General features: G+C 69.4%; 25 protein-coding genes and 1 other RNA gene. 13 read left to right on the top strand and 13 right to left on the bottom strand.

Annotated elements, in window-relative coordinates:
- Positions 1-48: 48 nt before the first annotated feature.
- Positions 49-780 (bottom strand): 4-hydroxy-tetrahydrodipicolinate reductase, encoded by a 732-nt coding sequence (gene dapB, locus VEC11_RS05590; protein WP_464129608.1) that lies wholly within the window; start codon positions 778-780, stop codon positions 49-51.
- Between the two features lie 94 nt (positions 781-874).
- Between dapB and VEC11_RS05585 the strand changes: the two genes are divergently transcribed.
- The gene (locus VEC11_RS05585) at positions 875-1,075 is read left to right on the top strand and encodes a hypothetical protein (RefSeq protein WP_464129607.1); all 201 of its coding nucleotides are present in this window, start codon (positions 875-877) and stop codon (positions 1,073-1,075) included.
- A 2-nt stretch (positions 1,076-1,077) separates the two neighbouring features.
- On the opposite strand, the gene VEC11_RS05580 is transcribed toward VEC11_RS05585, so the two are convergent.
- On the bottom strand, positions 1,078-3,081 hold the full coding sequence (locus VEC11_RS05580) for a sulfatase-like hydrolase/transferase (protein ID WP_464129606.1): 2,004 nt from the start codon (positions 3,079-3,081) through the stop codon (positions 1,078-1,080).
- Positions 3,082-3,128: 47 nt separating this feature from the next.
- Positions 3,129-3,494, bottom strand: a complete 366-nt coding sequence (locus VEC11_RS05575) for a DUF423 domain-containing protein (RefSeq protein WP_464129605.1) — start codon at positions 3,492-3,494, stop codon at positions 3,129-3,131.
- 205 nt (positions 3,495-3,699) lie between these two features.
- On the opposite strand from VEC11_RS05575, the gene VEC11_RS05570 reads away from it, so the two are divergent.
- Positions 3,700-4,041, top strand: coding sequence for a hypothetical protein (locus VEC11_RS05570; RefSeq protein ID WP_464129604.1), 342 nt, complete (start codon positions 3,700-3,702; stop codon positions 4,039-4,041).
- 4 nt (positions 4,042-4,045) lie between these two features.
- On the opposite strand, the gene VEC11_RS05565 is transcribed toward VEC11_RS05570, so the two are convergent.
- The 3 genes from VEC11_RS05565 to VEC11_RS05555 form a co-directional block, all read right to left on the bottom strand.
- Positions 4,046-4,306: a hypothetical protein gene (locus tag VEC11_RS05565; RefSeq protein WP_464129603.1), complete on the bottom strand. Its 261-nt coding sequence runs from the start codon at positions 4,304-4,306 to the stop codon at positions 4,046-4,048.
- A gap of 13 nt (positions 4,307-4,319) precedes the next feature.
- Positions 4,320-5,375, bottom strand: a complete 1,056-nt coding sequence (locus VEC11_RS05560) for a 1,9-bis(guanidino)-5-aza-nonane synthase (protein WP_464129602.1) — start codon at positions 5,373-5,375, stop codon at positions 4,320-4,322.
- A gap of 127 nt (positions 5,376-5,502) precedes the next feature.
- On the bottom strand, positions 5,503-6,693 hold the full coding sequence (locus tag VEC11_RS05555; protein WP_464129601.1) for a type III PLP-dependent enzyme: 1,191 nt from the start codon (positions 6,691-6,693) through the stop codon (positions 5,503-5,505).
- A gap of 138 nt (positions 6,694-6,831) precedes the next feature.
- Here VEC11_RS05555 and VEC11_RS05550 point away from each other — a divergent pair, with 138 nt between their 5' ends.
- On the top strand, positions 6,832-7,779 hold the full coding sequence (locus VEC11_RS05550; RefSeq protein WP_464129600.1) for a threonine ammonia-lyase: 948 nt from the start codon (positions 6,832-6,834) through the stop codon (positions 7,777-7,779).
- Here the strand turns inward: VEC11_RS05550 and VEC11_RS05545 are convergent.
- Positions 7,755-7,985, bottom strand: coding sequence for a hypothetical protein (locus VEC11_RS05545; protein ID WP_464129599.1), 231 nt, complete (start codon positions 7,983-7,985; stop codon positions 7,755-7,757). The genes VEC11_RS05550 and VEC11_RS05545 overlap by 25 nt on opposite strands.
- Positions 7,986-8,070: 85 nt before the next feature.
- On the opposite strand from VEC11_RS05545, the gene VEC11_RS05540 reads away from it, so the two are divergent.
- Positions 8,071-8,238 (top strand): hypothetical protein, encoded by a 168-nt coding sequence (locus VEC11_RS05540; RefSeq protein WP_464129598.1) that lies wholly within the window; start codon positions 8,071-8,073, stop codon positions 8,236-8,238.
- A 72-nt stretch (positions 8,239-8,310) separates the two neighbouring features.
- Here VEC11_RS05540 and VEC11_RS05535 read toward each other — a convergent pair whose 3' ends face one another.
- A complete protein-coding gene (locus tag VEC11_RS05535) occupies positions 8,311-8,967 on the bottom strand; it encodes an alpha/beta hydrolase (protein WP_464129597.1) in 657 nt (218 codons plus the stop codon).
- A gap of 125 nt (positions 8,968-9,092) precedes the next feature.
- Here VEC11_RS05535 and VEC11_RS05530 point away from each other — a divergent pair, with 125 nt between their 5' ends.
- The 6 genes from VEC11_RS05530 to VEC11_RS05505 all read left to right on the top strand — a co-directional run bounded on the left by VEC11_RS05530 (position 9,093) and on the right by VEC11_RS05505 (position 13,868).
- Entirely contained in the window at positions 9,093-10,187 is a 1,095-nt protein-coding gene (locus VEC11_RS05530; RefSeq protein WP_464129596.1) for a cysteine desulfurase family protein, read from the top strand.
- Entirely contained in the window at positions 10,184-10,519 is a 336-nt protein-coding gene (locus VEC11_RS05525) for a 2Fe-2S iron-sulfur cluster-binding protein (protein ID WP_464129595.1), read from the top strand. Before VEC11_RS05530 ends, VEC11_RS05525 begins: the two co-directional genes overlap by 4 nt.
- An 80-nt stretch (positions 10,520-10,599) precedes the next feature.
- Entirely contained in the window at positions 10,600-11,469 is an 870-nt protein-coding gene (gene bla / locus VEC11_RS05520; RefSeq protein WP_464129594.1) for a class A beta-lactamase, read from the top strand.
- Positions 11,470-11,621: 152 nt separating this feature from the next.
- Positions 11,622-11,721, top strand: an RNA gene (ffs, locus tag VEC11_RS05515) — signal recognition particle sRNA small type.
- Positions 11,722-11,941: 220 nt separating this feature from the next.
- Complete coding sequence (locus tag VEC11_RS05510) at positions 11,942-13,543, top strand: DNA polymerase III subunit gamma/tau (protein ID WP_464129593.1); 1,602 nt, start codon at positions 11,942-11,944, stop codon at positions 13,541-13,543.
- A gap of 1 nt (position 13,544) precedes the next feature.
- Positions 13,545-13,868, top strand: coding sequence for a YbaB/EbfC family nucleoid-associated protein (locus VEC11_RS05505; RefSeq protein WP_464129714.1), 324 nt, complete (start codon positions 13,545-13,547; stop codon positions 13,866-13,868).
- 38 nt (positions 13,869-13,906) lie between these two features.
- On the opposite strand, the gene mtgA is transcribed toward VEC11_RS05505, so the two are convergent.
- From mtgA to VEC11_RS05490, 3 genes are read right to left on the bottom strand one after another with little or no spacing between them, the layout of a single operon-like run.
- Complete coding sequence (gene mtgA / locus VEC11_RS05500) at positions 13,907-14,653, bottom strand: monofunctional biosynthetic peptidoglycan transglycosylase (RefSeq protein ID WP_464129592.1); 747 nt, start codon at positions 14,651-14,653, stop codon at positions 13,907-13,909.
- Positions 14,654-14,662: 9 nt separating this feature from the next.
- Positions 14,663-15,388 (bottom strand): anti-sigma factor family protein, encoded by a 726-nt coding sequence (locus tag VEC11_RS05495; RefSeq protein ID WP_464129591.1) that lies wholly within the window; start codon positions 15,386-15,388, stop codon positions 14,663-14,665.
- Positions 15,385-15,873: an RNA polymerase sigma factor gene (locus VEC11_RS05490; RefSeq protein WP_464129590.1), complete on the bottom strand. Its 489-nt coding sequence runs from the start codon at positions 15,871-15,873 to the stop codon at positions 15,385-15,387. Before VEC11_RS05490 ends, VEC11_RS05495 begins: the two co-directional genes overlap by 4 nt.
- 72 nt (positions 15,874-15,945) lie before the next feature.
- On the opposite strand from VEC11_RS05490, the gene VEC11_RS05485 reads away from it, so the two are divergent.
- The 3 genes from VEC11_RS05485 (at position 15,946) to VEC11_RS05475 (ending at position 19,153) form a co-directional block, all read left to right on the top strand.
- Positions 15,946-17,316 carry a S8 family serine peptidase gene (locus VEC11_RS05485; protein ID WP_464129589.1) on the top strand — a complete coding sequence of 457 codons (1,371 nt, stop codon included), beginning with the start codon at positions 15,946-15,948 and terminating at the stop codon, positions 17,314-17,316.
- A gap of 86 nt (positions 17,317-17,402) precedes the next feature.
- Positions 17,403-17,906 (top strand): hypothetical protein, encoded by a 504-nt coding sequence (locus VEC11_RS05480; RefSeq protein ID WP_464129588.1) that lies wholly within the window; start codon positions 17,403-17,405, stop codon positions 17,904-17,906.
- An 86-nt stretch (positions 17,907-17,992) separates the two neighbouring features.
- Positions 17,993-19,153 (top strand): aminotransferase, encoded by a 1,161-nt coding sequence (locus tag VEC11_RS05475; protein WP_464129587.1) that lies wholly within the window; start codon positions 17,993-17,995, stop codon positions 19,151-19,153.
- Between the two features lie 62 nt (positions 19,154-19,215).
- Here VEC11_RS05475 and VEC11_RS05470 read toward each other — a convergent pair whose 3' ends face one another.
- Together VEC11_RS05470 and VEC11_RS05465 are read right to left on the bottom strand one after the other, a co-directional pair.
- Positions 19,216-19,704 carry an aromatic-ring-hydroxylating dioxygenase subunit beta gene (locus tag VEC11_RS05470; RefSeq protein ID WP_464129586.1) on the bottom strand — a complete coding sequence of 163 codons (489 nt, stop codon included), beginning with the start codon at positions 19,702-19,704 and terminating at the stop codon, positions 19,216-19,218.
- Positions 19,701-21,047 (bottom strand): aromatic ring-hydroxylating oxygenase subunit alpha, encoded by a 1,347-nt coding sequence (locus tag VEC11_RS05465; RefSeq protein ID WP_464129585.1) that lies wholly within the window; start codon positions 21,045-21,047, stop codon positions 19,701-19,703. The genes VEC11_RS05470 and VEC11_RS05465 overlap by 4 nt, the downstream gene beginning before the upstream one ends.
- Positions 21,048-21,054 lie beyond the last annotated feature (7 nt).

The following is a 21,054-nucleotide window of genomic DNA, read 5'->3' as shown; positions in this document are numbered from 1 at the left end:
TGCTTCGTCGCTTCGCTCCTCGCAATGACGGGACGGGACGCCACGGCGCTACAGCCCCAGCACGTCCTGCATCGTGTAGCGGCCGGGCTGCTGGTGGTGCAGCCAGATCGCCGCCTCGACCGCGCCCCTGGCGAAGATCGCCCGGCTTTCGGCGCGGTGGCCGAGCTCGATCCGCTCGCCCTCCCCGGCGAAGACGACCAGATGATCGCCCGTCACCGAGCCGCCGCGCAGCGAGGCGTAATAGACGCCGCCCTCCTCTCGCTTGCCGGACCGGTCGAAGCGGTTCAGCTCGGTGGTCGACGGGGCGCCGCGCCCCTTGTTGGCCGAGGCGCCGAGCAGCAGCGCCGTGCCCGAGGGCGCGTCGAGCTTGTGGCGATGGTGCATCTCGACGATCTCGATGTCCCAGTCCTGGCCCAGCCGCCGCGCCGCCTGCTCGACCAGCCCGCCCAGCAGGTTGATGCCGATCGAGGTGTTGGCGGTCTGGACGATCGGGATGACGGCCGCTGCGGTGTCGATCGCCTGATGGTGCGCCGGCGTCAGGCCGGTGGTGCCGATCACGATCGGCGTGCCCGCGTCGACGGCGGCGGCGAGATGCGCGGCGAGCGCCTCGGGCGCGGTGAAATCGACCAGCACGTCGCTCGCCGCGGCAAGGGCGGCAAGCGCATCCTGCCCGCCGCCGCGGTCGACGCCGCCGGCGATGCTCGCGCCCGCACCGGCCGCGGCATCGGCGATCGCACGGCCCATCCGCCCGTTCGCGCCCAGGATGCCGATGCCCGTCATGCCCGCTTCATGGGCGAGCCGCGTCCGTGCCGCAAGCGGAACAGCGCGCGGGCCGTGCGCGTTGGGCGTGCAATCAGGGATGAGGAGAGCTCAAATGGCTGAACGTGAACGGGAAGTGATCGTCACCGGTGACGGCGGCGGTGGCAGCGGCGCCGGCATGCTGATTGGCGTGATCCTCGTGCTCGCCGTGCTTGCGGTGCTGTTCTTCGTGTTCAAGGACAATATCTTCGGCAGCGGCACCACCGACATCAATGCCGACGTGAAGATCGACGCGCCGGCCGCGCCATCGAAATAGAGCTAGCCGCCCTGTAGATGGCGGAGCCAGCGCTGCCGCGCCCACTCGTTGAGCAGGGCGTCGGCGGCGCTTTTTTCGGCGCTGCCCGGCGCCAGCTCCGCATAGCGCAGGCTGCGCCCGCCGGCGGAATCGATCAGGGTCTCCTGCAGGAAATCGAAGACGAACCGGCGCCCCTGCGCGTCGACCATGCCGATCGCGCCGGGCCGGTCGAGGCTGCCGAGGAACTGGAAGACGGGGCGGCCCGACGGCTCGGCGACGGACGCCCCGGCCGCGCGCAGGATGAGCGCGCGCATGTCGTCCAGGCCGATGACCGGCGGCATGGCGACGCCCGGGCGGCTCAGGATGAAGGGGATGCGGGTCTGCTGGTCGTTCAGCATGTGGCCGTGGCCGAGGAAGCCGTCGTCGAACAGCGACTCGCCATGGTCGGCGGTCACGACGACGATTGTGTTCTCCAGCACGCCGAGCCGCCGCAGCCGCTCGAGCAATGCCCCGATCAGCCGGTCATTATAGGCGATCGCGTTCCAGTAGGTCTGCGCCACGCGGTCGCGGTTGCCGATGGCGATGTCGGCGCGCGCGATCGGCTCGCCCGGCAGCACCCGGTCCATGCCCGGATTGAAATAGGGGAAATGGGCCGACTGGAAGTTCAGGTAAACAAAGTGCGGCCGCTGCCAGGCCTGCGGGTTGCCGAGCCGGCGGTCGAACTCGCGCAGCAGCACCTTGCCGTCGACATTGACCGAGCCCTGCGCGGCGAAGGCGCCCGAGCGCTGGTCCTTCAGCATCGTGCCGTCGACGAAGACCTGGCCGCGGCGCAGGCCGACCAGGTTCGCAGTGTCGCCGAAATCCTCGGCCTGGCCGGAGAAGGTCGCGACCTGATAGCCATTGGTGAGGAAGTCGCGGACCAGCGACTGGCGGTCGTCGCGCGGCGCCAGCGTGCCGGTGAACAGGCTCTGCAGTGATTCGGTGGTGAAGCCGACATGGCTGTAGGCCCGCGGCGCCACGCTGCCATGGGCCGCCAGAGCGTCGAGCACCGGCGTCACCGCGCGGCCGTCCACGCGCCGCCCGATCGCGTCGGCCCGGGTGCTTTCGAGCACGATCAGGATGACGTTCGGCCGATTGCCGGCGGGGATGACCGGCGCCGGCGCCGCGGCCTGGCTGCCCGAGAAGCTGAAATCGCCGGCCAGCCCGTCCTGGTCGATCCCGTCATTGGGGAAGTCGAGCGCATAGGGATGGCGGCTGCCGTCGAACGGCTGGCGGTCGAGGGGGAAGGAGTAGAAGCTGTAGCCGTCCCGGTCGAAATCGGTCGCCTGCTCCAGCACGAAGCCGATCGCCGTCACGGCGTTGAAGCGGGTGAGCGCGGCGCGGCTGTCGTCGACCCGGTTGACGGCGAACAGCATGAGGGGCGTCGCCGCCATGAGGGCGAGCCACTGCCGCCGGCTCAGACGCCAGTAATCGGGAAAGGGCACGGCCTCCCGCCAGCGCCTGCGGAAGAAGAAGCGGACGGCCGCATAGAAGAGCAAGGCGAAGCCGCCCCCGATCAGCATCAGCCCCGCCTCGCTCAGCGAGTAGAGCAGGGCGTCGGTCAGGCTGCCGCCGCCCAGGTTGCGGATGATCTGGAAGCTCATCGCGTCGGAGAAGAAAGCGAGCGCCTGATATTTTCCGATCAGGGCCGCGAGCGCGCCGCCGCCGACGAAGAAGAGAAAGTTGAAATGGAAGAGCGGGCTGTCCGGCCGCTTGCGGTGAAGGCGGCGGAGCAGACGGTAGAGCAGGAGGAAGACGACGGCCTGGCAGAGCAGGAGCCCGCCCAGGAACGCGCCGATCTCCAGCGGGCTGTCCAGCGTCCGCGGCTGGCCGAAGCCGCCGCCGAAGATCGCATATTTGCGCTCGGCCAGCAGCAATTCGGCGACCAGGGTGAGGAGGATCGTGGCGGGCAGGGTGAAGCGCGCCGCGGCGGCCCAGTTGACGCGCAGCTTCCTCTTCTCGGGCAGGGCGGCGAGCTCGGCCGACATGCCGTGGTCAATAGGACGGCCATGTTAAAATCGGGTGTGCGGCGCGCTCAGCTGCGCAGCAGGCCCCAGCCCAGGCAGAGCCAGCCGCCGATCATCAGCCCGCCGCCCCAGGGCGTCACCATGCCGAGCCAGCGCATCTGGGTCAGCGCCATCACGTAGAGCGAGCCGGCGAAGATCAGGGTGCCAAGCGTCAGCAGCCAGACGGCGAGCCGCGTCCCCGGCAGCCGCGCGGCGCCGATCGCAACAAGGCCGATGGCGTGCCACATCTGATACTGGACGCCCGTCTGCCACCAGCCCATCGCCTCCGGGGTCAGCGCAGTGCGCAGCCCGTGCGTGCCGAACGCGCCGAGCATCACGCCCAGGGCGGCGAGCAGGGTGCCGGCGAGGAGGGGGAGGCGTTCGGTGGAGGACATGGTTCGGGCTTACCAGCCCGCACCGCCATGCTGAACTTGTTTTAGCATCCAGGGTGACACCGGCACTGAGCAAAAGGGCGGGCACCGAGCCTCGCCCGACCCTGAAACGAGTTCAGGGTGACGATCTGCGGTTCTTCCGAAGGCTTCGGCAAACGCGTCGTTAACCATATCCTGCCAGAACGGACCCATGCAGGGGGCTGACATCATGAGCGAGGAGATCGCCGCGGCGCGCGCCGGGCTGCACGAGGCCGTGCACAAGGTGCTCGCGACCGAGACGCGCTCGACCCAGCGCCCGCCCGTGGCCGGAACGGACGGTGCGCTCGGCCGCGCGCAATTTCTCTATGACTGCCTTGGCGACGGCGACGCGGTGGCATTGCTCGAGCGGATGAACATGACGATGTTCCGGCTCCGCCAGGCGTTGCTGGCCGGCGACGAGGCGGATTATCAGGCGCAGCGCGCCGCGCTGAAGCGGCTATCCGCCGCCTGGCTCTACCACGCCCCGCTGCACAAGGTCGCCGACCTGCTCCCGCCCGAGGGCGAGGCCTAGACCCTCAGTCCCCGTCTTCGGCGTCCAGCATGTCCATGAAGTCGCGGGCCGCCTCGCGGTCCTCCTCGTCCTTGAAGGCGACGTCGAGGTCGGGCGCGGCGCCGAGCATGTGGAGCAGGGTCCACATGGCGAAACGGCGGCCGCGATCCTTCTCGAGACCGAACTCGACGAGCATCTTCTCGACCCCCGCCTGAATCGCCTCCGGCGGCAGGGTATCGAGATCCGCGGTTCCGAAGTGCCGCCTGAGCTGCTCGTCGAAGTCCACCGGGATCTGCCCTCTAGTCGAACATCTTGCCGAAGGCGCGCCTGGCGCGGGTCTTCCAATGGCCGCGATGATAGGCATCCGAGGCCAGCAAGGGCAGCACCGAGGTCGCTTCGGCATAGACCATCTGCTCGAGCGCGGTGCTCACCTTGCCCCAGCTCGCCGCCTCCTGGAGGGTGGAGGAGGAGCAGGCGCCGTCGCGGACGTCGGCGACGGTGATCTGCACCGCATATTTGTGCACCTCGACATCGTCATGGCCGAGGATCTCGGCGCAGACGACCGTGTCCTGCACGAAATTCTTCGGCACGCCGCCGCCGATCATCAGGAGGCCGGTCGTACCCGCCTTGATCTTGATGTCGGTGAGCTCGCGGAAGTCGGCGATGCTGTCGATGGTCAGGTAGGGCTTGCCCGCCTTCATCGAATCCACCTGGTGCTTGACGAGGCCGAAGCCGGCCGAGCTGTCGGTGAAGGCCGGGCAGAAGATCGGCACGTCATGCTCAAAGGCGAGCCTGACCAGGCTATGGTCCTTCCTGCCGTTGGTCTGCAGCCATTTGCCCATCTCGCGGATGAACGCGCGGGACGAATAGGCCTTCGGCTCCAGCTGCTCGGCGATCTCGAAGATCGTGTGGTCGACGTGCTGGAGCTGCTCCTCGTCGATATAGGTGTCGTAGATCCGGTCGATGTAGAGCGAGCGCAGGGTGTCGTCGTCCGGCACCTCGTTCGCCTGATAGTGCCTGAAGCCGAGCGCCTCGAGGAAATCCATGTCGACGATGGTGGCGCCGGTGGCGACGATCGCGTCGACCATGTTGTGCTTCACCAGGTCGGCGTAGAGGTCCATGCAGCCGCCCGCCGAGGTCGAGCCCGCGATCACGAGCACGACCGAGCAATTCTTGTCGGCCAGCATCTCGTTATAGATGTCCGTCGCCCGGCCGAGATCGCGGCTGGTGAAGCTCATCTTGCGCATCGCCTCGACGATCGGGCGCGCGTCGAAGCTCTTGATGTCGATATGCTCGACCGTCGTCGACAGCAGCTCCGCCTTGCGGGTGTCGTTGATGGGGGCGTCGGTGGTCATGGGAAACTCCATAAGCCCCTCGCCTTCAGGGGGAGGGGTTGGGGGTGGGGAATGTCATAAAGGCGGGGCGGTCTCCACGACTGGCCCCACCCCTTGATCCCCTCCCCTGAAGGGGAGGGGAAATAAGTTACAGCGTAACGACGTTCGACGGAACCTGACGTTCCTGCTCGACGCCGCCATAGAGGGTCGCCATCGGCTCGTCGTCGGCCAGCACGTTCAGGGTGGCGCCGAAGCCGTTGAAGCCGGTGCGCATCGCGCAGCCATAGGCGCCGAGCATGCCGATCTCGACATAATCGCCGGCATCGACATCCGCGGGCAGCATGAACGGCCCGGCCATATGGTCCATGTCGTCGCAGGTCGGCCCGTAGAAGCTGAACGCCATGTCCCGCGCCTCGGACGCGCTCGCGCGCACCAGCCTGACCGGGAAGCGCCAGCCGATATGCGCGGCGTCGAACAAGGCGCCATAGGCGCCGTCGTTGATGTAGAGCTGGTCGCCGCGACGCCGCTCGACGCGGACCAGCACGCTCGCATATTCGGCGCAGAGCGCGCGGCCGGGCTCGCACCACAATTCCGACGAATAGGAGACGGGCAGGTCCTCGAACGCCCGGTGGATGACGTCGAAATAGGCTTCCAGCGGCGGCGGCTCCATGCCCGGATAGGAAGAGGGGAAGCCGCCGCCCACATCGACGATGTCGACCGTGACCGCCGCCTCGACGATCGCGGCGCGCACCCGCTCCATCGCCTCCGAATAAGCGGCCGGGGTCATCGCCTGGCTGCCGACATGGAAGCAGATGCCGAGCGCGTCCGCCGCCTGGCGGGTCGCCATCAGCAGCGCCTTCATCTCAGCCGGCTCGGCGCCGAACTTCGAGGCGAGGCTCAGCTTCGAATAGTCGCTGGAGACCCGGATCCGCACCAGCAGGTTCAGATCGGTAGCGCCACGGGTGGCGCGCACGATCTTCTCCAGCTCCTCCTCGGTGTCGAGCGAGAAGGTGCGGACATTGTGGTTGAAATAGGCGTCCGCGATCGCTTCCTCGGCCTTTACCGGATGCATGAAGCAGATCACGGCCTCGGGCAGGGTCTCGGCGACGAGCTTCACCTCGGCGATCGAGGCGACGTCATAATGGGTGACGCCCTCCTCCCACAGGATCCTCAGGAGATCCGGCGAGGGATTGGCCTTCACGGCATAGAGCGACCGGCCCGGAAACCTCTCGACGAAGAAGCGGGCGGCGCGCCGGGCGGCGTGCGGACGAATGAGCGTGACCGGCTGGACCGGACGAAGGGCGGAAGCTAGCCCCAGCGCGCTATGATGGCTGTGCAACTCAAGGGACCTCCAACAGGTATGTTGACGAAAAGCTGCCTTGCGGTTGGAAGTCCCCATGGGGCAGCGGGGCGCGATATATGTTCGTCGATCCCCTGTGTAAAGACTTATCCACCGCTATGATTTTGCGAGGATTGGATGATTGAAAGAGTGCCTTCGGCAGAGGGTGTCCTCGCTGCGGCGAAGCGCATCGCGAGCCTGGTGACGCGGACGCCCCTGCTGCCGCTCGACTGGCAGGGGCGGCGCTTCTGGGTGAAGCCCGAATGTTTGCAGCAGAGCGGCAGCTTCAAGCTGCGCGGTGCCAGCAACCGCCTCATGCAGTTAAGTGACGCGGAACGGGCGCGCGGGGTGGTCGCCTTCTCCTCGGGCAATCATGCCCAGGGCGTCGCCATGGCGGCGCAACGGCTCGGCATCGCCGCGACCATCGTGATGCCGGCCGACGCGCCGGCGGTGAAGGTCGAGGGCACCCGGAATTCCGGCGCGGAGATCGTCTTCTTCGACCGCGAGACCGAGAGCCGCGAGGCGATCGGCGCCCGGCTCGCCGCCGAGCAGGGCGCGACCCTGGTGCCGAGCTTCGACGATGTCGACGTGATCGAGGGTCAGGGGACGATCGGCGTCGAGACAGGCGAGCAGCTCGGGAAGGCGCCGCCCCTCGTGATCGTTCCTTGCGGCGGCGGCGGGCTCTCGGGCGGCATCGCCCTGGCTCTGCCCGAATCACGGATCGTGCCGGTCGAGCCGGCCGGCTGGGACGACATGACCCGCTCGCTCGAAACGGGACGGATCGTGCCGGTCGAGGAGCCGCCGCCGCCGACGCTCTGCGACGCGCTGCAGACCAAATTGGTCTCGCCGCTCACCTTCGGGGCGCTGCGTGACGCCGGTGCGCGCGGGCTTGCCGTGAGCGAGGCTGAGGTTGAGGAAGCGATGCGCTTCGCCTTCCGCAACCTCAGGATCGTCGCCGAACCGGGCGGCGCCGTGGCGCTCGCCGCGCTCATCTCGGGCAGGGTAGACGCGCCCGACGGCTCGGTGATTGTCGTCTCGGGCGGGAATGTGGATCCGGCGCTCTACGCGCGGATCGTGGGACGCTGAGCGACGGCGCCGATCAGCGCGGTGAGCTGCCCGACCTGGGCCGCGCTGTGACGCAGCGCGTCGGCATAATGGATGGCGTCGACGCCCGGGCGGGCCAGCGCCGCGCTTTCGAGCACCCCGTCCAGCAGCCGCGACAGGTTCGGGAGGACCGTCTGGTCAATCCGCTCGAGCGCGTTCGAGAACTGGCGGTGGTTGTGAAAGCTCATGAAGAGGGGGTTTACCAGCCCCGCTTTAAGGCTTGATGAAAGGGGGACTTGGTGAAAGCCCCGCCTCCGTGGCAAGAGCGGGCGCATGAGCGGCGCCTCCACCACCTTCCTCTCCATCCTGATGATCGCCGCCTTCGCCCTGGCCTGGGGCGGTATCTACCTGCTGGTGAAGAAAGGCGACCGGAAGAAGGGCGTGCTGATGCTCGTCGCCGCCGCCGTTGCGGTCGGCAACGTGCTGGTCTGGACGCTCTGACGCGGTGGCGTTCGCCGCGTCGACGTCACCCTGAAGCGAGCTCAGGGTGACGAAGAATGCAGGCGATCCCAATCAGCGAATGGGGCAGGACGGATCGAGCCGGTAGTCGAGATAGTCGTCGACCGCCTTCATCAAGAGGTCCATCTCGTTCGCGAAGAAGTGGTTCGCGCCCGGGATGGTCTTGTGCTCGATGGTGATGTGCCGCTGCGTCCGCAGCTTGTCGACGAGCTTCTGCACCGCGATCGGGGTCACCACCTCGTCCGCCTCGCCCTGGATAATCACGCCCGAGGACGGGCAGGGGGCCAGGAAGGAGAAATCGTACATGTTCGCCGGCGGCGCGATCGAGATGAAGCCGCGCGCCTCCGGCCGGCGCATCAGCAGCTGCATGCCGATCCAGGCGCCGAAGCTGAAGCCCGCGATCCAGGTCGATTCCGCCTCCGGGTGGATCGACTGCACCCAGTCCAGCGCCGAGGCGGCGTCCGAAAGCTCGCCAATGCCGTTGTCGAACACGCTCTGGCTCTTGCCGACGCCACGAAAGTTGAACCTGAGGGTCGCGAAGCCGCGCCGGACGAAGGTCTTGTAGAGCGCGAGCACGATCGCATTGTTCATCGTGCCGCCGCCCTGGGGGTGCGGATGGAGGATCAGGGCCACCGGCGCGCGCGGGCGGGGCCCCGGGCTGAAACGGCCTTCGAGACGGCCCTCGGGGCCGGGAAAGATGACTTCGGGCATGACCAACCGATCCGGAATCTGGATGTCGCCAAGCAGGATGCTGGCGGCAGCGCGGTGCGGCCTATATAGGGATCGATTGCAAATCGCAACTTTTGCGAATCGTTCGCAATAAGAGCCGAACTCCTATGTATTATCTCGATTATCAGGCGACCACACCGCTCGCGCCGGAAGCGCTGGAGGCGATGCTGCCCTGGCTCGCCGGGCCGGGCAGCGACGGCTTCGCCAATCCGTCGAGCCAGTATCGCGCGGGCCGCGCCGCGGCGGCCGCGGTCGAGGTCGCGCGGGCGCAGGTCGCGGCCTTGCTGCCCAGGGGCGGCCGCGTCCATTTCACCTCGGGCGCGACCGAGGCGCTGAACTGGGCCCTGGTCTCGGGCGCGCGGCTGCGGCCGGGCGGGCAAACGGGGAGCGCGATCGAGCATCATGGCGCGCTGCAGCGGCTCGAGGACGAGGGCGCGCCGCTCATCCCGGTCGGCGCGGACGGCCTCGTGCCGCCGCCGGACGAGGCGGAGCTGCCGGAAAATGGCCTGGTCGCCCTGATGCTGGTCAACAACGAGGTCGGCACGATCCAGCCGGTCGCCGCTTATGCCGAAGCCGCGCACGCCAGGGGCAGCCTGCTGCTCTGCGACGCGGTCCAGGCCTATGGCCGGATGGCGATCCCGGACGGGCCGGACCTGATCGCGATCAGCGCCCACAAGCTCCATGGCCCGAAGGGGATCGGCGCGCTCTGGGTCCGCGACGGGCTCAGGCTGCCGCCCTTCATCCTCGGCGGCGGGCAGGAGCAGAACATGCGCTCGGGCACCGTCTCGCCCGCTTTGGTCGCCGGCTTCGGCGCGGCGGCGAAGGTTGCGGCGGAACGGCGGGAGCAGGATGCCGCCCATGTCGCCCGGCTGTGGGAGGTGGCGGTCGGGAAACTCGCCGGCTGGACGATCAACGGCTCGGTCGAGCGGCGTTACCGGGGCAATCTCAATGTCCGCCGCGAGGGCGTGAACGCTGTCCGCCTGCTCTCCGACGTCCGCGAGGTCGCCTTCAGCCTGGGCAGCGCCTGCGGCAGCGGCTCGGGCAAGACCAGCCATGTGCTGCGCGCCATGGGCCTCGACGAGCGCCAGACCCATGCCAGCATCCGCCTCGGCTGGGGCCGCTACACGACGGAGGAGGAGCTGCGCACCGCGCTCGGCCTGATCGACGCGGCCGCCGAGCGCCAGCTCAGGTTCGCGGCATGACCCTGGTCCGCTTCATCTCCGCGGACGGCGACGACGAGATGGAGGTCCGCGCCCCGCCCGGCGCGCGCCTGCTCGACGTCGCCCAGGAAGTGGGCCAGCCGCTCGAGGGCACCTGCGAGGGGCAGATGGCCTGCTCCACCTGCCACGTTATCGTCGACGCCGCCGACTTCGCCAGGCTGCCGCGGGCGAGCGAGGAAGAAGAGGACATGCTGGACCTCGCCAGCCACGTCACCCGCCATTCGCGCCTCGCCTGCCAGATCTTCCTGACCGAGGCGCTGGAGAGCCTGACCGTGCGCATGCCGGCAGGCGTGCGCAACATGCAGGGGCGCTAGGCACAGCCCCGAATTTTTCTGCGGCTGTCCGCCTGCTGGACTCTGGCTAGTCCCGGTCTCGCAAACTTGAGGAGCGCGAGATGTTTGTGAAACTGGGTCTGGCCGCGATGGCGCTGCTGTTGGCGGCCTCCGGCAATGACGGGCAGCTGGAGCCCCGGCAACAGCGCGCGGCGCCGCCTGTCGGCACTGCCCGACAGCTCGCCGCCATCGAGCGCGCCAGCGGCGGCCGGCTCGGCGTCATGCTGGTCGACGCGCGCGGCCGCATCCTGTTCGCGCACCGGCCGAACGAGCGCTTCGCCATGTGTTCGACCTTCAAGCTGGCTCTGGCGGCAATGTACGCGGACGGCAGCGACCGCACGCCGCTGCGGATCGCGCGCGCCGACCTGATGGGCAATTCGCCCTACTCCGAGCAGGCCGTGGGCGCGGGCGAGATGAGCGTCGAAGGCGCCGCCGAGCACATCGTCACCGACAGCGACAATGCCGCCGCCAATCTCCTGCTGCGACGCCTCGGCGGACCTGCCGCCTACACCAGGCGCGTGCGGGCCTGGGGCGACGCCGTGACCCGGCTGGATCGGTTCGAAATGGCCCTCAACGAGAATGCCCGGAACGATCCGCGCGACACGACCAGCCCCGCCGCCATGGCCGGTACCACGCGCCGGCTCGTCATGGGCGACCTGCTCGCGGCCGCCGCCCGCGACCGCCTGCGCGGCTGGATGCTTGCGACCCGCACCGGCCCCGGGCGCATTCGGGCCGGGCTGCCCGCGGCGTGGACGATGGGTCACAAGACCGGAACCTGCGGTACCGCCTATAATGACGTGGCCTTCCTCCGCACGCCCCGCGGGAACGAATATGTCCTCGCTGTCTATCTCGACCGGCCGACCGTGAACGCCCGCCGGGCCGAAGCGGCCATTGCCGATGTTGCCCGGCTGGCAGCCGAAGTTGTGCGTTAGCGGCGCGTGCTCCGGCGAAAGCCGGAGCGTTGGGAAGCGAAGGCCGCTTCTGGCCAACGGTCCGGCCTTCGCCGGACCACATTGGGGCCACTTCAGGGATTGCCGGTGATTCACCAGAACTTGCATCTCCGCCCTCCCGCCGCCATATGGCGCGCGGGAGTCGGGCGGACGGCGCTCTCGCCAACCCGGTCAGGTCCGGAAGGAAGCAGCCGTAACGAGTTTCCGCGTCGGGTCGTTCCGGCTCCCACCATCTCCGAGCTGCAACAGTCTCGTTCCCGGTCTGTTCTTTCTTACGGGCTGCGGGTCTGTTAGACGAGCCCGATGGCCTTCCGCTCGCCGTATCTCGACTCACCCCCTGTGCGTCGTTTCCGGGGTGGGAGACCCCCGCGATTCCATGTGACAGTCGTGTCGGTCGTGACCTTCCGGGCCCGCGCGCTGGCGCGGGCGGGGCGGAGCCACTAGGTTGCTGACGATGTCCGATTCCCCCCAGCCCTATCGCGTTCTCGCCCGCAAATACCGGCCGCAAAGCTTCGACGAGCTGATCGGCCAGGAGGCGATGGTGAAGACGCTCGCCAATGCGATCGCGCGCGATCGGCTGGCCCATAGCTTCCTGCTGACCGGCGTGCGCGGCGTGGGCAAGACCTCGACCGCGCGGCTGATCGCCAAGGCGCTGAACTGCATCGGGCCGGACGGCAATGGCGGGCCGACGATCAATCCCTGCGGCGTCTGCGAGCCCTGCCGCGCGATCGCCGAGGGCCGGCATATCGACGTGGTCGAGATGGACGCGGCCTCCCATACCGGCGTCGACGACGTGCGCGAGATCATCGAGGCGGTGCGCTATTCGGCGGTCTCGGCGCGCTACAAGGTCTACATCATCGACGAAGTCCACATGCTGTCGAAGAACGCGTTCAACGCGCTGCTGAAGACGCTCGAGGAGCCGCCTGCCCATGTAAAGTTCCTGTTCGCCACGACCGAGGTGAACAAGGTCCCGATCACCGTGCTGTCGCGCTGCCAGCGCTTCGACCTGAGGCGGATCCCGGCGGACATGCTCGCCGCGCATTTCGGCCATGTCGCCGAGCAAGAAGGGGTCGAGGTTGAGCCCGAGGCGCTGGCTTTGATCGCCCGCGCGGCCGAGGGCTCCGCGCGCGACGGCCTCTCCATCCTCGACCAGGCGATCGCCCATGGCGCCGGCGCAGTGACCGCCGAACAGGTGCGGGCGATGCTCGGCCTGTCAGACCGGGGCGCGGTCCGGAACCTGCTCGGCCTGCTGCTGACCGGCGACGCGCAGGGCACGCTGGCCGCTGTGCGCGATCAATATGAGCTCGGCGTCGAGCCTTCGGCCTTGCTCCGCGGCCTGCTGGAGGCGGTGCACGGCGTCACCCGCGCCAAGGTCGGCGGCGCGCGCGACCCCGCCCAGTCCGAGGAGGAGCGCGAGGCCTATGCCGACTGGGCGGCCAGGCTCGGCCATGCCGCGATCCACCGGCTCTGGCAGCTTCTGCTCAAGGGCCTTGGCGAGGTCCACAATGCGCCGATGCCGCTCGAGGCCTGCGAGATGGCGCTGCTGCGCGTCATCCACGCCGCCGAGCTGCCCGATCCGGGCCAGCTGATCGAGAAACTGGCGAGCGGCGAGATCGCGGCGCCGCGCGCGGCCGAGGCGCCCAAGGCCGAGAGCCAGGGTGAGTTGCTCGCCATGCCGGCGAGCTTCGCCGAGCTGGTCCAGCGGCTGGAGAAAGGCGGCAAGCATATCCTCGCCCACCAGCTCAGCGACGACTTCCGCCTCGTGAGCTATGCCCCGCCGGCCATCCGCCTGCAGGCCGCGCGGGCCGTGGATGCGCAGGGAATCGAAAAGACTTTGAACGAGCTGAGGGCCTTTCTTAAGAGCGCGTTCAAGCAAGGATGGGACGTCAGCATCGATGAAGGCGCGGCCCAGCCCTCGCTGCGCGAGCAGGAGCTGGCGGCCGAGGAGGCGTTGCGCCAGGAGGTGCTGGACGCACCGATCGTCCGGGCTGCCTTCGAGGCCTTCCCCGAGGCCGAGCTGGCGGGCTACAGCGTCGACAAACAACGGAGTGCGTGACTTGCCCGATCTCAACGACATCATGCGTATGGCCCAGGAGGCCCAGACCAGGCTCATGGAGGCGCAGCAGAATCTCGACAAGATCGAGGTCGAGGGCGTGTCCGGGGGCGGGCTGGTTAAGATTCGGGCGAGCGCCAAGGGCCGCATCATCCGCGTCGACATTCACGAGAGCCTGCTGGTCGCGTCGGAGAAGCAGATGGTCGAGGATCTGATCGCCGCCGCGATCAACGACGCGCGCGGCAAGGCCGACGTGGCGGCGGAGGCGGCGATGCGCGAGGCGACCGGCGGCCTCCAGCTCCCGCCCGGCTTCCAGATGCCGTTCTAGAGGGAGGGACTGTCCCCGCAGGGGACTGTCCCTTCGCTTCAGTCGTACACGCAGCGGTCCAGGCCGTCGCGGGCGACCTGGGCCATGCGGGCGCGGATGATGTTGCCGTAGCGGCGGGTGAAGCCGGCCGGATCGACCGCCTCGCGGCGCCTCGGCAGCGGCAGCACCGCGGCGATGCGGGCGGCCTCTTCGGGCGTCAGCCGCGAGGCGTCGTGGCCGAAATAACGCTGCGCGCCGGCGTTGACGCCATAGGTGCCGATCCCGGTCTCGGCGATGTTGAGATAGACCTCCATGATCCGCCGCTTCGTCCAGGTCGTCTCCATGAGGAAGGTGAACCAGGCCTCCAGCCCCTTCCTGAAATAGCCGCCGCCCTGCCAGAGGAAGGCGTTCTTCGCGGTCTGCTGGCTGATCGTCGAGCCGCCGCGGATCACCCGGCCGCCGGCGGCGTTGCTGCGCATCGCCGCGGCGATGGCGTCGGTGTCGAAGCCGCTGTGCGAGCAGAACTTGCCGTCCTCGGCGGCGATCACGGCGCGGACCATGTTGCGGTCGATCCGCTCGATCGGCAGCCACTGCCGGGTCGCGCCATTGCCGTCGAAGAGCTGGGTCAGGGTGATCGGCGGCGCGATGAAGCGGTAGAGGATCACCCAGAGCGCGCTGATGAGGATGAAGCCGAGGATCGACAGGCCGAGCCACTTGAGGATGCGGCGTAACAGGCTGCGCTTTCGCTTCGGCGGCTGTTCCTCGACGACGGGTTCGTGCTCGGCGGGCGGGGCAATACTGGCCATGCCCCCAGTCTAGCGGCGGGGCGTGCTGCTCCGCCAGCCGGAATCGCGGGCGCGGCGCTCGGCCGCATCGTCATGGGGCTCGCCGGCCATCATCTCCTGCGCCGCCTGCTGCACGAGCAGGTTCTCGCTCCCCGCCTGGCGATAGTCGCTGCGCTGCGGCCCGGAACCCGCGGCGGTCATCAGCACCTGCCAGTCCGCCCCGGTCCGGCAGGCGATGCCGGCCGCGGCCTGGCTGTCGAAGGTGCGGCAGGTGCGCCCGTCATTGTGCACGAAGGTCACGCCGATCCGGGTCGCTGCGCCCTGGGCCTGGGCGGAGGCGAGCTGCGTCTCCAGCGCCTCGGCGAGGTCGCCGCGCGCCACCATCGCGCCGCCCTCCACGGCGAACGGCCCGGCGGCCGGGGCCGGGGCAAGCAGCGTTCGCCCGACCAGAAGGCCGAGCACCAGGGTCGCCGCCAAAGCGGTCAGCGTCTGCCAGAGCGGCCGCGCGGGCCGCGGCGGCGCGGCGGGGAAGGGGAGGACGTTGGTCTCCAGCATCGACCGGAAGCGCTCGGGCACCTCCTCCTCCGCAATCGGGCCGTAATGGGCGCTGAGCCGGTCGCGGAGGCGCTGCTGCTCCTCGAGCCGCCGCCGCAGCGCCGGGTCCTGCGCCACGGCGCGCTCGACGCGGGCGCGGCCGATGTCGTCCAGCTCGCCGTCCACGAAGGCCATCAGCATGTCGTCATCGATCGCCATCATGCCGCCTCCAGCAGCTGGACCAGGGCCTGGCGGCCGCGCGTCAGGCGCGAGGTGAGCGTACCCATCGGGATGTCGAGCAGCTCGGCGGCCTCGCGATAGGCGAGGCCCTCGACCAGGACGAGCGCGATTACCTCCCTTTGCTCGGGCGTGAGGCTCGCCATGGCGCGGTCGACGGCATGCATCTCCGCCTTCGCCTCGATCTGATCCAGCATGTCCACGCCGACCATTTCCCCATCCTCCTCAGGCGCGAAGGTGCGGGCGCGGCGGGCGCGGCTGCGCACCTCGTCGATCCAGCAATTCCGCACGATCCTCATCATCCACGCATCCAGCCTCGTTCCCGGCGCCCATTGCTCCCGCGCCTTCAGCGCCCGCTCCAGCGCCACCTGCAGCAGGTCGTCGGCATCGGCGGCGTCATACGCAAGCGCGCGCGCGAACCGGCGCAGCCGGGGCAGCAGCGTCAGCAGCTCGCGCTCGAAAGCCTGCAACAGCGACTCCTTGTCCGATGGAGGAAACGGCCCGCCGCACGCGTTTCCTCCAAAGTTGCGGAAAAATATGCCATGATCTTGCTGATGACCATCCTGAGGCGCTGGCGGCTGGCCTGGAGCGGCGCGCTCCTGCTCGGAGCAGCGAGCGCGGGCGCGCAACTGGTGCCCGGCCTGCCCGGCGGTTCGGGCGGCACGGGCGGCGTCGGTCGTCCGTCGGTGCCGTCCCTGCCCACTGCGCCGACCCCCGGGGTGCCAGGCGTGGGCGACCGGATCGGCGATGTGACCTCGAACGTCCGCGGCGCGATCGATCCGGTGACCGGGCGACTCGATCCGGTGCGGGCCAGCGCGAGCGAGCTGGCGGCGGCGCGGATCTACCGGCTGGACGAGCTGGTCAGGGCCAATCGCGAGCGGCTGGAGATGACGGATTTCGGACCCGCGGTCCGCGGCCAGGTGATCGCCGTCGATCCGGACCCGGCCACGCTCCACGCTGCTCTGACCGCAGGTTTCACCCGCGTGGCCGAGGAGCGGATCGAGGGGCTCGACATACGCTCCGTGACGTTGGCCGTGCCGCGCGGCTGGTCGGTGAACCGCGCGCTGTCGCGGCTGCGGCGGCTTGCGCCTGCCGGCCGGTTCAGCGCCAACAATCTGCACGAGCAGAGCGGTGGCGCGTCGGCGGCGGGCGATGCCGCGCTCCTCGTCCAGCGCGGCGGCGCGCCCGGCTCAGCGATTGGAATCATCGATGGCGGGGTCGCGGCACATCCCTCGCTCAGGAGTGCGGTCCAGCAACGCGGCTTCGTGGCCGGCGCCCCGCGGGCGAGCGCCCACGGCACCGCCATGGCCTCGCTGATCGCCGGCCAGGGGCCGGTGCGCGGCGCCGCGCCCGGCACGCCTTTGCTGGTCGCCGATATTTTCGGGGCCGATCCGGCCGGCGGCAATGCGCTGGCCCTGACCCGCGCGCTCGGCTGGATGGTGGCGCAGCGGGTGCGGGTCGTCGCGGTCAGCCTGGTGGGCGCGGCCAATCCCCTGATCGAGCGCGCCGTGCAGCAGGCGCGCGCGCGCGGCACCTGGGTGGTCGCCGCCGTCGGCAATGACGGCCGCGCCGCGCCGCCTGCCTTTCCCGCCTCCTATCCGGGGGTGATCGCGGTCACCGCCGTGGACGGGCGCGGCCGGGTCCTGATCGAGGCGGGGCGGGCGCTGCACCTCGATTATGCCGCGCCGGGGGCGGACATGGGGGCGGCGGGCGGGCGCGGCGCCGTCGTGGCGGTGAGGGGGACCTCCTTCGCCGTACCGCTGGTGGCGGGGCGACTCGCCCAGCATATCCGTGCCGCCAACGTCCTCGCCAGCCTCGATGGCGAGGCCGCGCAGAGAGGCGCCCGCGGGGTGGGCCGGGGCATCCTCTGCGGCAACTGCCGGACGCCGATAAGGAACGCCTCGCGGCGTTGAGCCGCGAAAAGGGATTAAAACCCATTTCAGCATCGTTGCCCTGCCGAGAGCCCGCTCCAGAGGGGTTCGAAAGCAGGAGATCAACGATGAAGCTCGCACTCAAGATCGTCACCGCCCTTTCGGCCGTCATGATAGCCGCGCCGGCCTCGGCGCAGCTCGGCGGAGCGCTGGGCGGCGGCCTTGGCGGGTCCGTCGGCGGCCTCGGCGGCAGCGTCGGGGGCACCCTCGGCGGCAGTGCCGGCACCGGTGGCGTCGGCGCCGGCGGCTCGATCGGCGGCAGCGTGAATGGCGGCGTCGACCTGGGCGACCTGCGCAGCACGACGGACAATGTCCGCCAGACCACCCGCAACGCCCGCGACAATCTGCGCGACGACGTGCGCCAGACTCGCCAGGACGTCGCCCGGACGCGGCGCAATGCGACCGCCAATGCGGCCAATACGACCCGGGCCGGCATCGCCGACACGCGGCGGACGCTCAGCGACGCGAAGCCCGGCCTGAACGGCAGCGCCAGCGCCAGCGCCAGCGCGTCCGGCCGCGGCTCGGCCCGGGCGGAGCGGCCCCGGCCCAACCGGGACATGGGCAACCAATAATCGGCCTTCCTCCAGGCCGTCCGGAAGGCCCGGGGCTTAGGCTCCGGGCCTTCTTCTTTGCGGCGAAGCCGGGTAGGCCTTTGCCCATGAACCCGGTCTTCGCGCGCCTGCCGACCTCGATCTTCGAAGCCATGTCGATGGCGGCACGCGAGCGCACAGCGGTCAATCTGGGGCAGGGCTTCCCCGATTTCGGCTGGCCCGACGACGTGGTCGCGAAGGCGGCGGAGGCGCTGACCGGCGCGGCGAGCCAGTATCCGCCGATGCGCGGGCTGCCGGAACTTCGCGAGGCGGTCGCGGCCCATTATGGCCGCCACCAGGGGCTCGCGCTGGATGCGGAGCAGGTGATCGTGACCTCGGGCGCAACCGAGGCGATCGCGGCGAGCCTGCTCGCCCTGATCGCGCCGGGCGACGAGGTGGTGCTCTTCCAGCCGCTCTACGACGCCTATCTGCCTTTGGTGCTGCGCGCCGGCGGCGTGCCGCGGCTGGTGCGGCTGACGCCGCCCGGCTGGCGGATCACCGAGGATGCGCTGGCCGCCGCCTTTTCGCCGAACACGCGCCTCGTCGTCTTCAACAACCCGCACAACCCGACCGCGCGGGCCTTCGACGAAACCGAGCTGGCCCTGCTCGCCCGCTTCTGCGTCGACCATGATGCGATCGCCGTCTCGGACGAGGTCTGGGAGCATGTCATGTTCGACGGCCTCGTCCATCTCCCGCTGAGCGCGATGCCGGGCATGGCCGAACGGACGGTGAAGATCGGGTCGGCGGGGAAGATCTTCTCGCTGACCGGCTGGAAGGTGGGCTGGGCGGTGGCGGCGCCGGACCTGGCCGCGCAGGTGGCGCGGGCGCACCAGTTCGTCACCTTCACGACCCCGCCGAACCTGCAGGCGGCCGCGGCCTACGGGCTCGGCAAGGAGCATGATTATTTCACGGCGATGCGGGCGCGCTTCCAGGAGGCGCGGGACGTTCTGCAGGCCGCCGTGGAGGGGGAAGGCTACAAGGTACTGCCGGCCGAGGGCACCTACTTCCTGAATGTCGACCTGGCCGCCTCGGGCATTGCCGCCGACGATATGAGCTTCTGCACCCGCGCGGTCGAGCAATGCGGGGTCGCGGCGATCCCGCTCTCGGCTTTCTATGCCGAGGCGCCGGTGACCAATGTCGTGCGGCTCTGCTTCGCCAAGAGGCCGGAGACGATCGAACAGGGCGTGGCCGGGCTGGCGACGGCACGAATTCTATTCGAAAAGGCTTAGCCTGAGAGCTGACACGCCTGACATCCAGGCGGCGGGACTACCGGCTGAACGGACGGACGGATCTACACCGAATAGAAATCCACGACCGTCGGGATGGTGTCGTTGAGGAGGGTGATCTTCTTCATGGCGATCTTCCAGGCCCCGTCCTCAGCCGTCCGCACGAGCGCGTAGTCGTAGCGGCCGAAAAAGGTGTGCGTGCGTTCGGCGCGCTTGTCGAAGAGGTGGGTGCTGAAGCTGGCCGCGACCCTGTGGCCGTCCTCGACGAGGACGTTGGTGACCTGGTGGACCACGCGCGGGCGCGGTGCCGAGGCGACGGAGAGGCCGGAGCGGGCGCGCCAGACGCGGTCCTCGAGGTTGCGGCGGCCTTTATAGTAGATGAGCGAGAGCTCGCTATCCGGGTCCTCGGTCGGGTTCAGCTCGTCGCGCCAGGCGGGCATCCAGAAAATGGCGTCCTCGGCGTAGAGGGCGAGCCATTCGTCCCAGTCGCCCCGGTCGAGCAGCATGGCCTCGCGGGTCAGCAACACCTCGGCTTCGGCGTGGGTGAGCGTCATGCCGGCAGCGCCCCCGCCATGCGCCGCGCCCATTCGCGATAATAGGAGTGGAAGAGCGTCTCGTCGCAGAGCTGCGAGCCGCCGATCACCGAGCGCTCCGGCGCCAGCCCGATCGAGGCGGAGAGTGCGTTGCCGCCGGCCTTGCTCGCGCCGAGGCCGCGGGCATGGCCGAGCAGCCAGGGCTCGACCCGGCTGGCGAAGCCGCGCTGGCAATTCTCGTAGCTCACCGTGTCGTCGGGCGTGGCCATGCCCGAGGGATTGAAGAAGTCCTCATACTGGCGGATCCGCTGCCGCCGCGCCGCGGCGCTCTCGCCCCTGGGCGCGAGGCACCAGGTGCGCATCTCGGTCCGGCCCGGGCCGAGCGGACGGATGACGCGCAGCTGACTGGAGGCGTTCTCGGCGACCTGCAGGTTCGGGAAGATGGTGAGGTTGCGCATCGAGAACATCCAGGCGCGCCGTTCGATGCCGACGCGTTCGGCGAGCTCCTCCGCGCGCTCGTAGAGGGGCAAAGCGGGGGAGACGTCCATCCGCCCCCAGTTCAGGACATGGCCGTAGGGGAAGGAATAGGAGCCGCCCTGGATGCCTTCGGCCGCCTCGCTCCAGGCGGGATCGTCGGCCCAGACCGAGCCGATGGTCGACGGATCGGGCTTCTCCTTCCGCTGCTCCAGCAGGCGGATGTAGGAGGGATGGGCCGAGGTGAAGTGATAGGCGTCGGAGCAATTCTCCAGCTGCAGCTTCCAGTTTCCCGCGAAGGTGAAGATGACCGCGCCGGGGACGAGCTCCATGCCGTCCTCGCTCTGCTCGGCGACGAGATCGAGCAGTTTCGCGGCCTCGCCCAGCCAGTCTGCGAGCGGCGGCACGTCGGCGACCAGGCTGCCGAACAGGAAGCCCTTATGTTCGCCGAATGCGGGCAGGCGGGCGAGGTCCTTGCGCTCGCCCTCGAAGGCGGGGGTGTAGCAGCCGGCCTCCTGCCATTTGACGCCCTTGTTCCGCCCGGCGCTGTCGAAGCTCCAGCTGTGATAGGCGCAGACGTGGAGCTTCGCATTGCCGCACATCGTCTGCGCGATCATCGCCCCGCGGTGCGGGCAGGAATTGACGAAGGCGGCGAGCCTGCCGTCGCCGTCGCGGCTGACGAGGACGGGGACGCGGCCGACCGTCGTCGTGAAGAAATCGTGCGGTTCGGGCGCTTGCGACGCGAGGCCTAGGAAGACCCAGCCGCCCTCGAAGATGCGCTTCATCTCCAGGTCGAAAATGGCGGGATCGTCGAACATCGTCCGGCTGACGCGGAACACGCCGTCCGCGGGGCGGTCGTCGATCAGGCGGGCGAGGCCGGGCGCGAGCATCCCTGCC

This window comes from Allosphingosinicella sp. (assembly GCF_035626655.1).
Taxonomy (GTDB): domain Bacteria; phylum Pseudomonadota; class Alphaproteobacteria; order Sphingomonadales; family Sphingomonadaceae; genus Allosphingosinicella.
The sequence above is the reverse complement of the archived record's forward strand: the minus strand, read 5'-3'. Positions and strand labels throughout refer to the sequence as shown.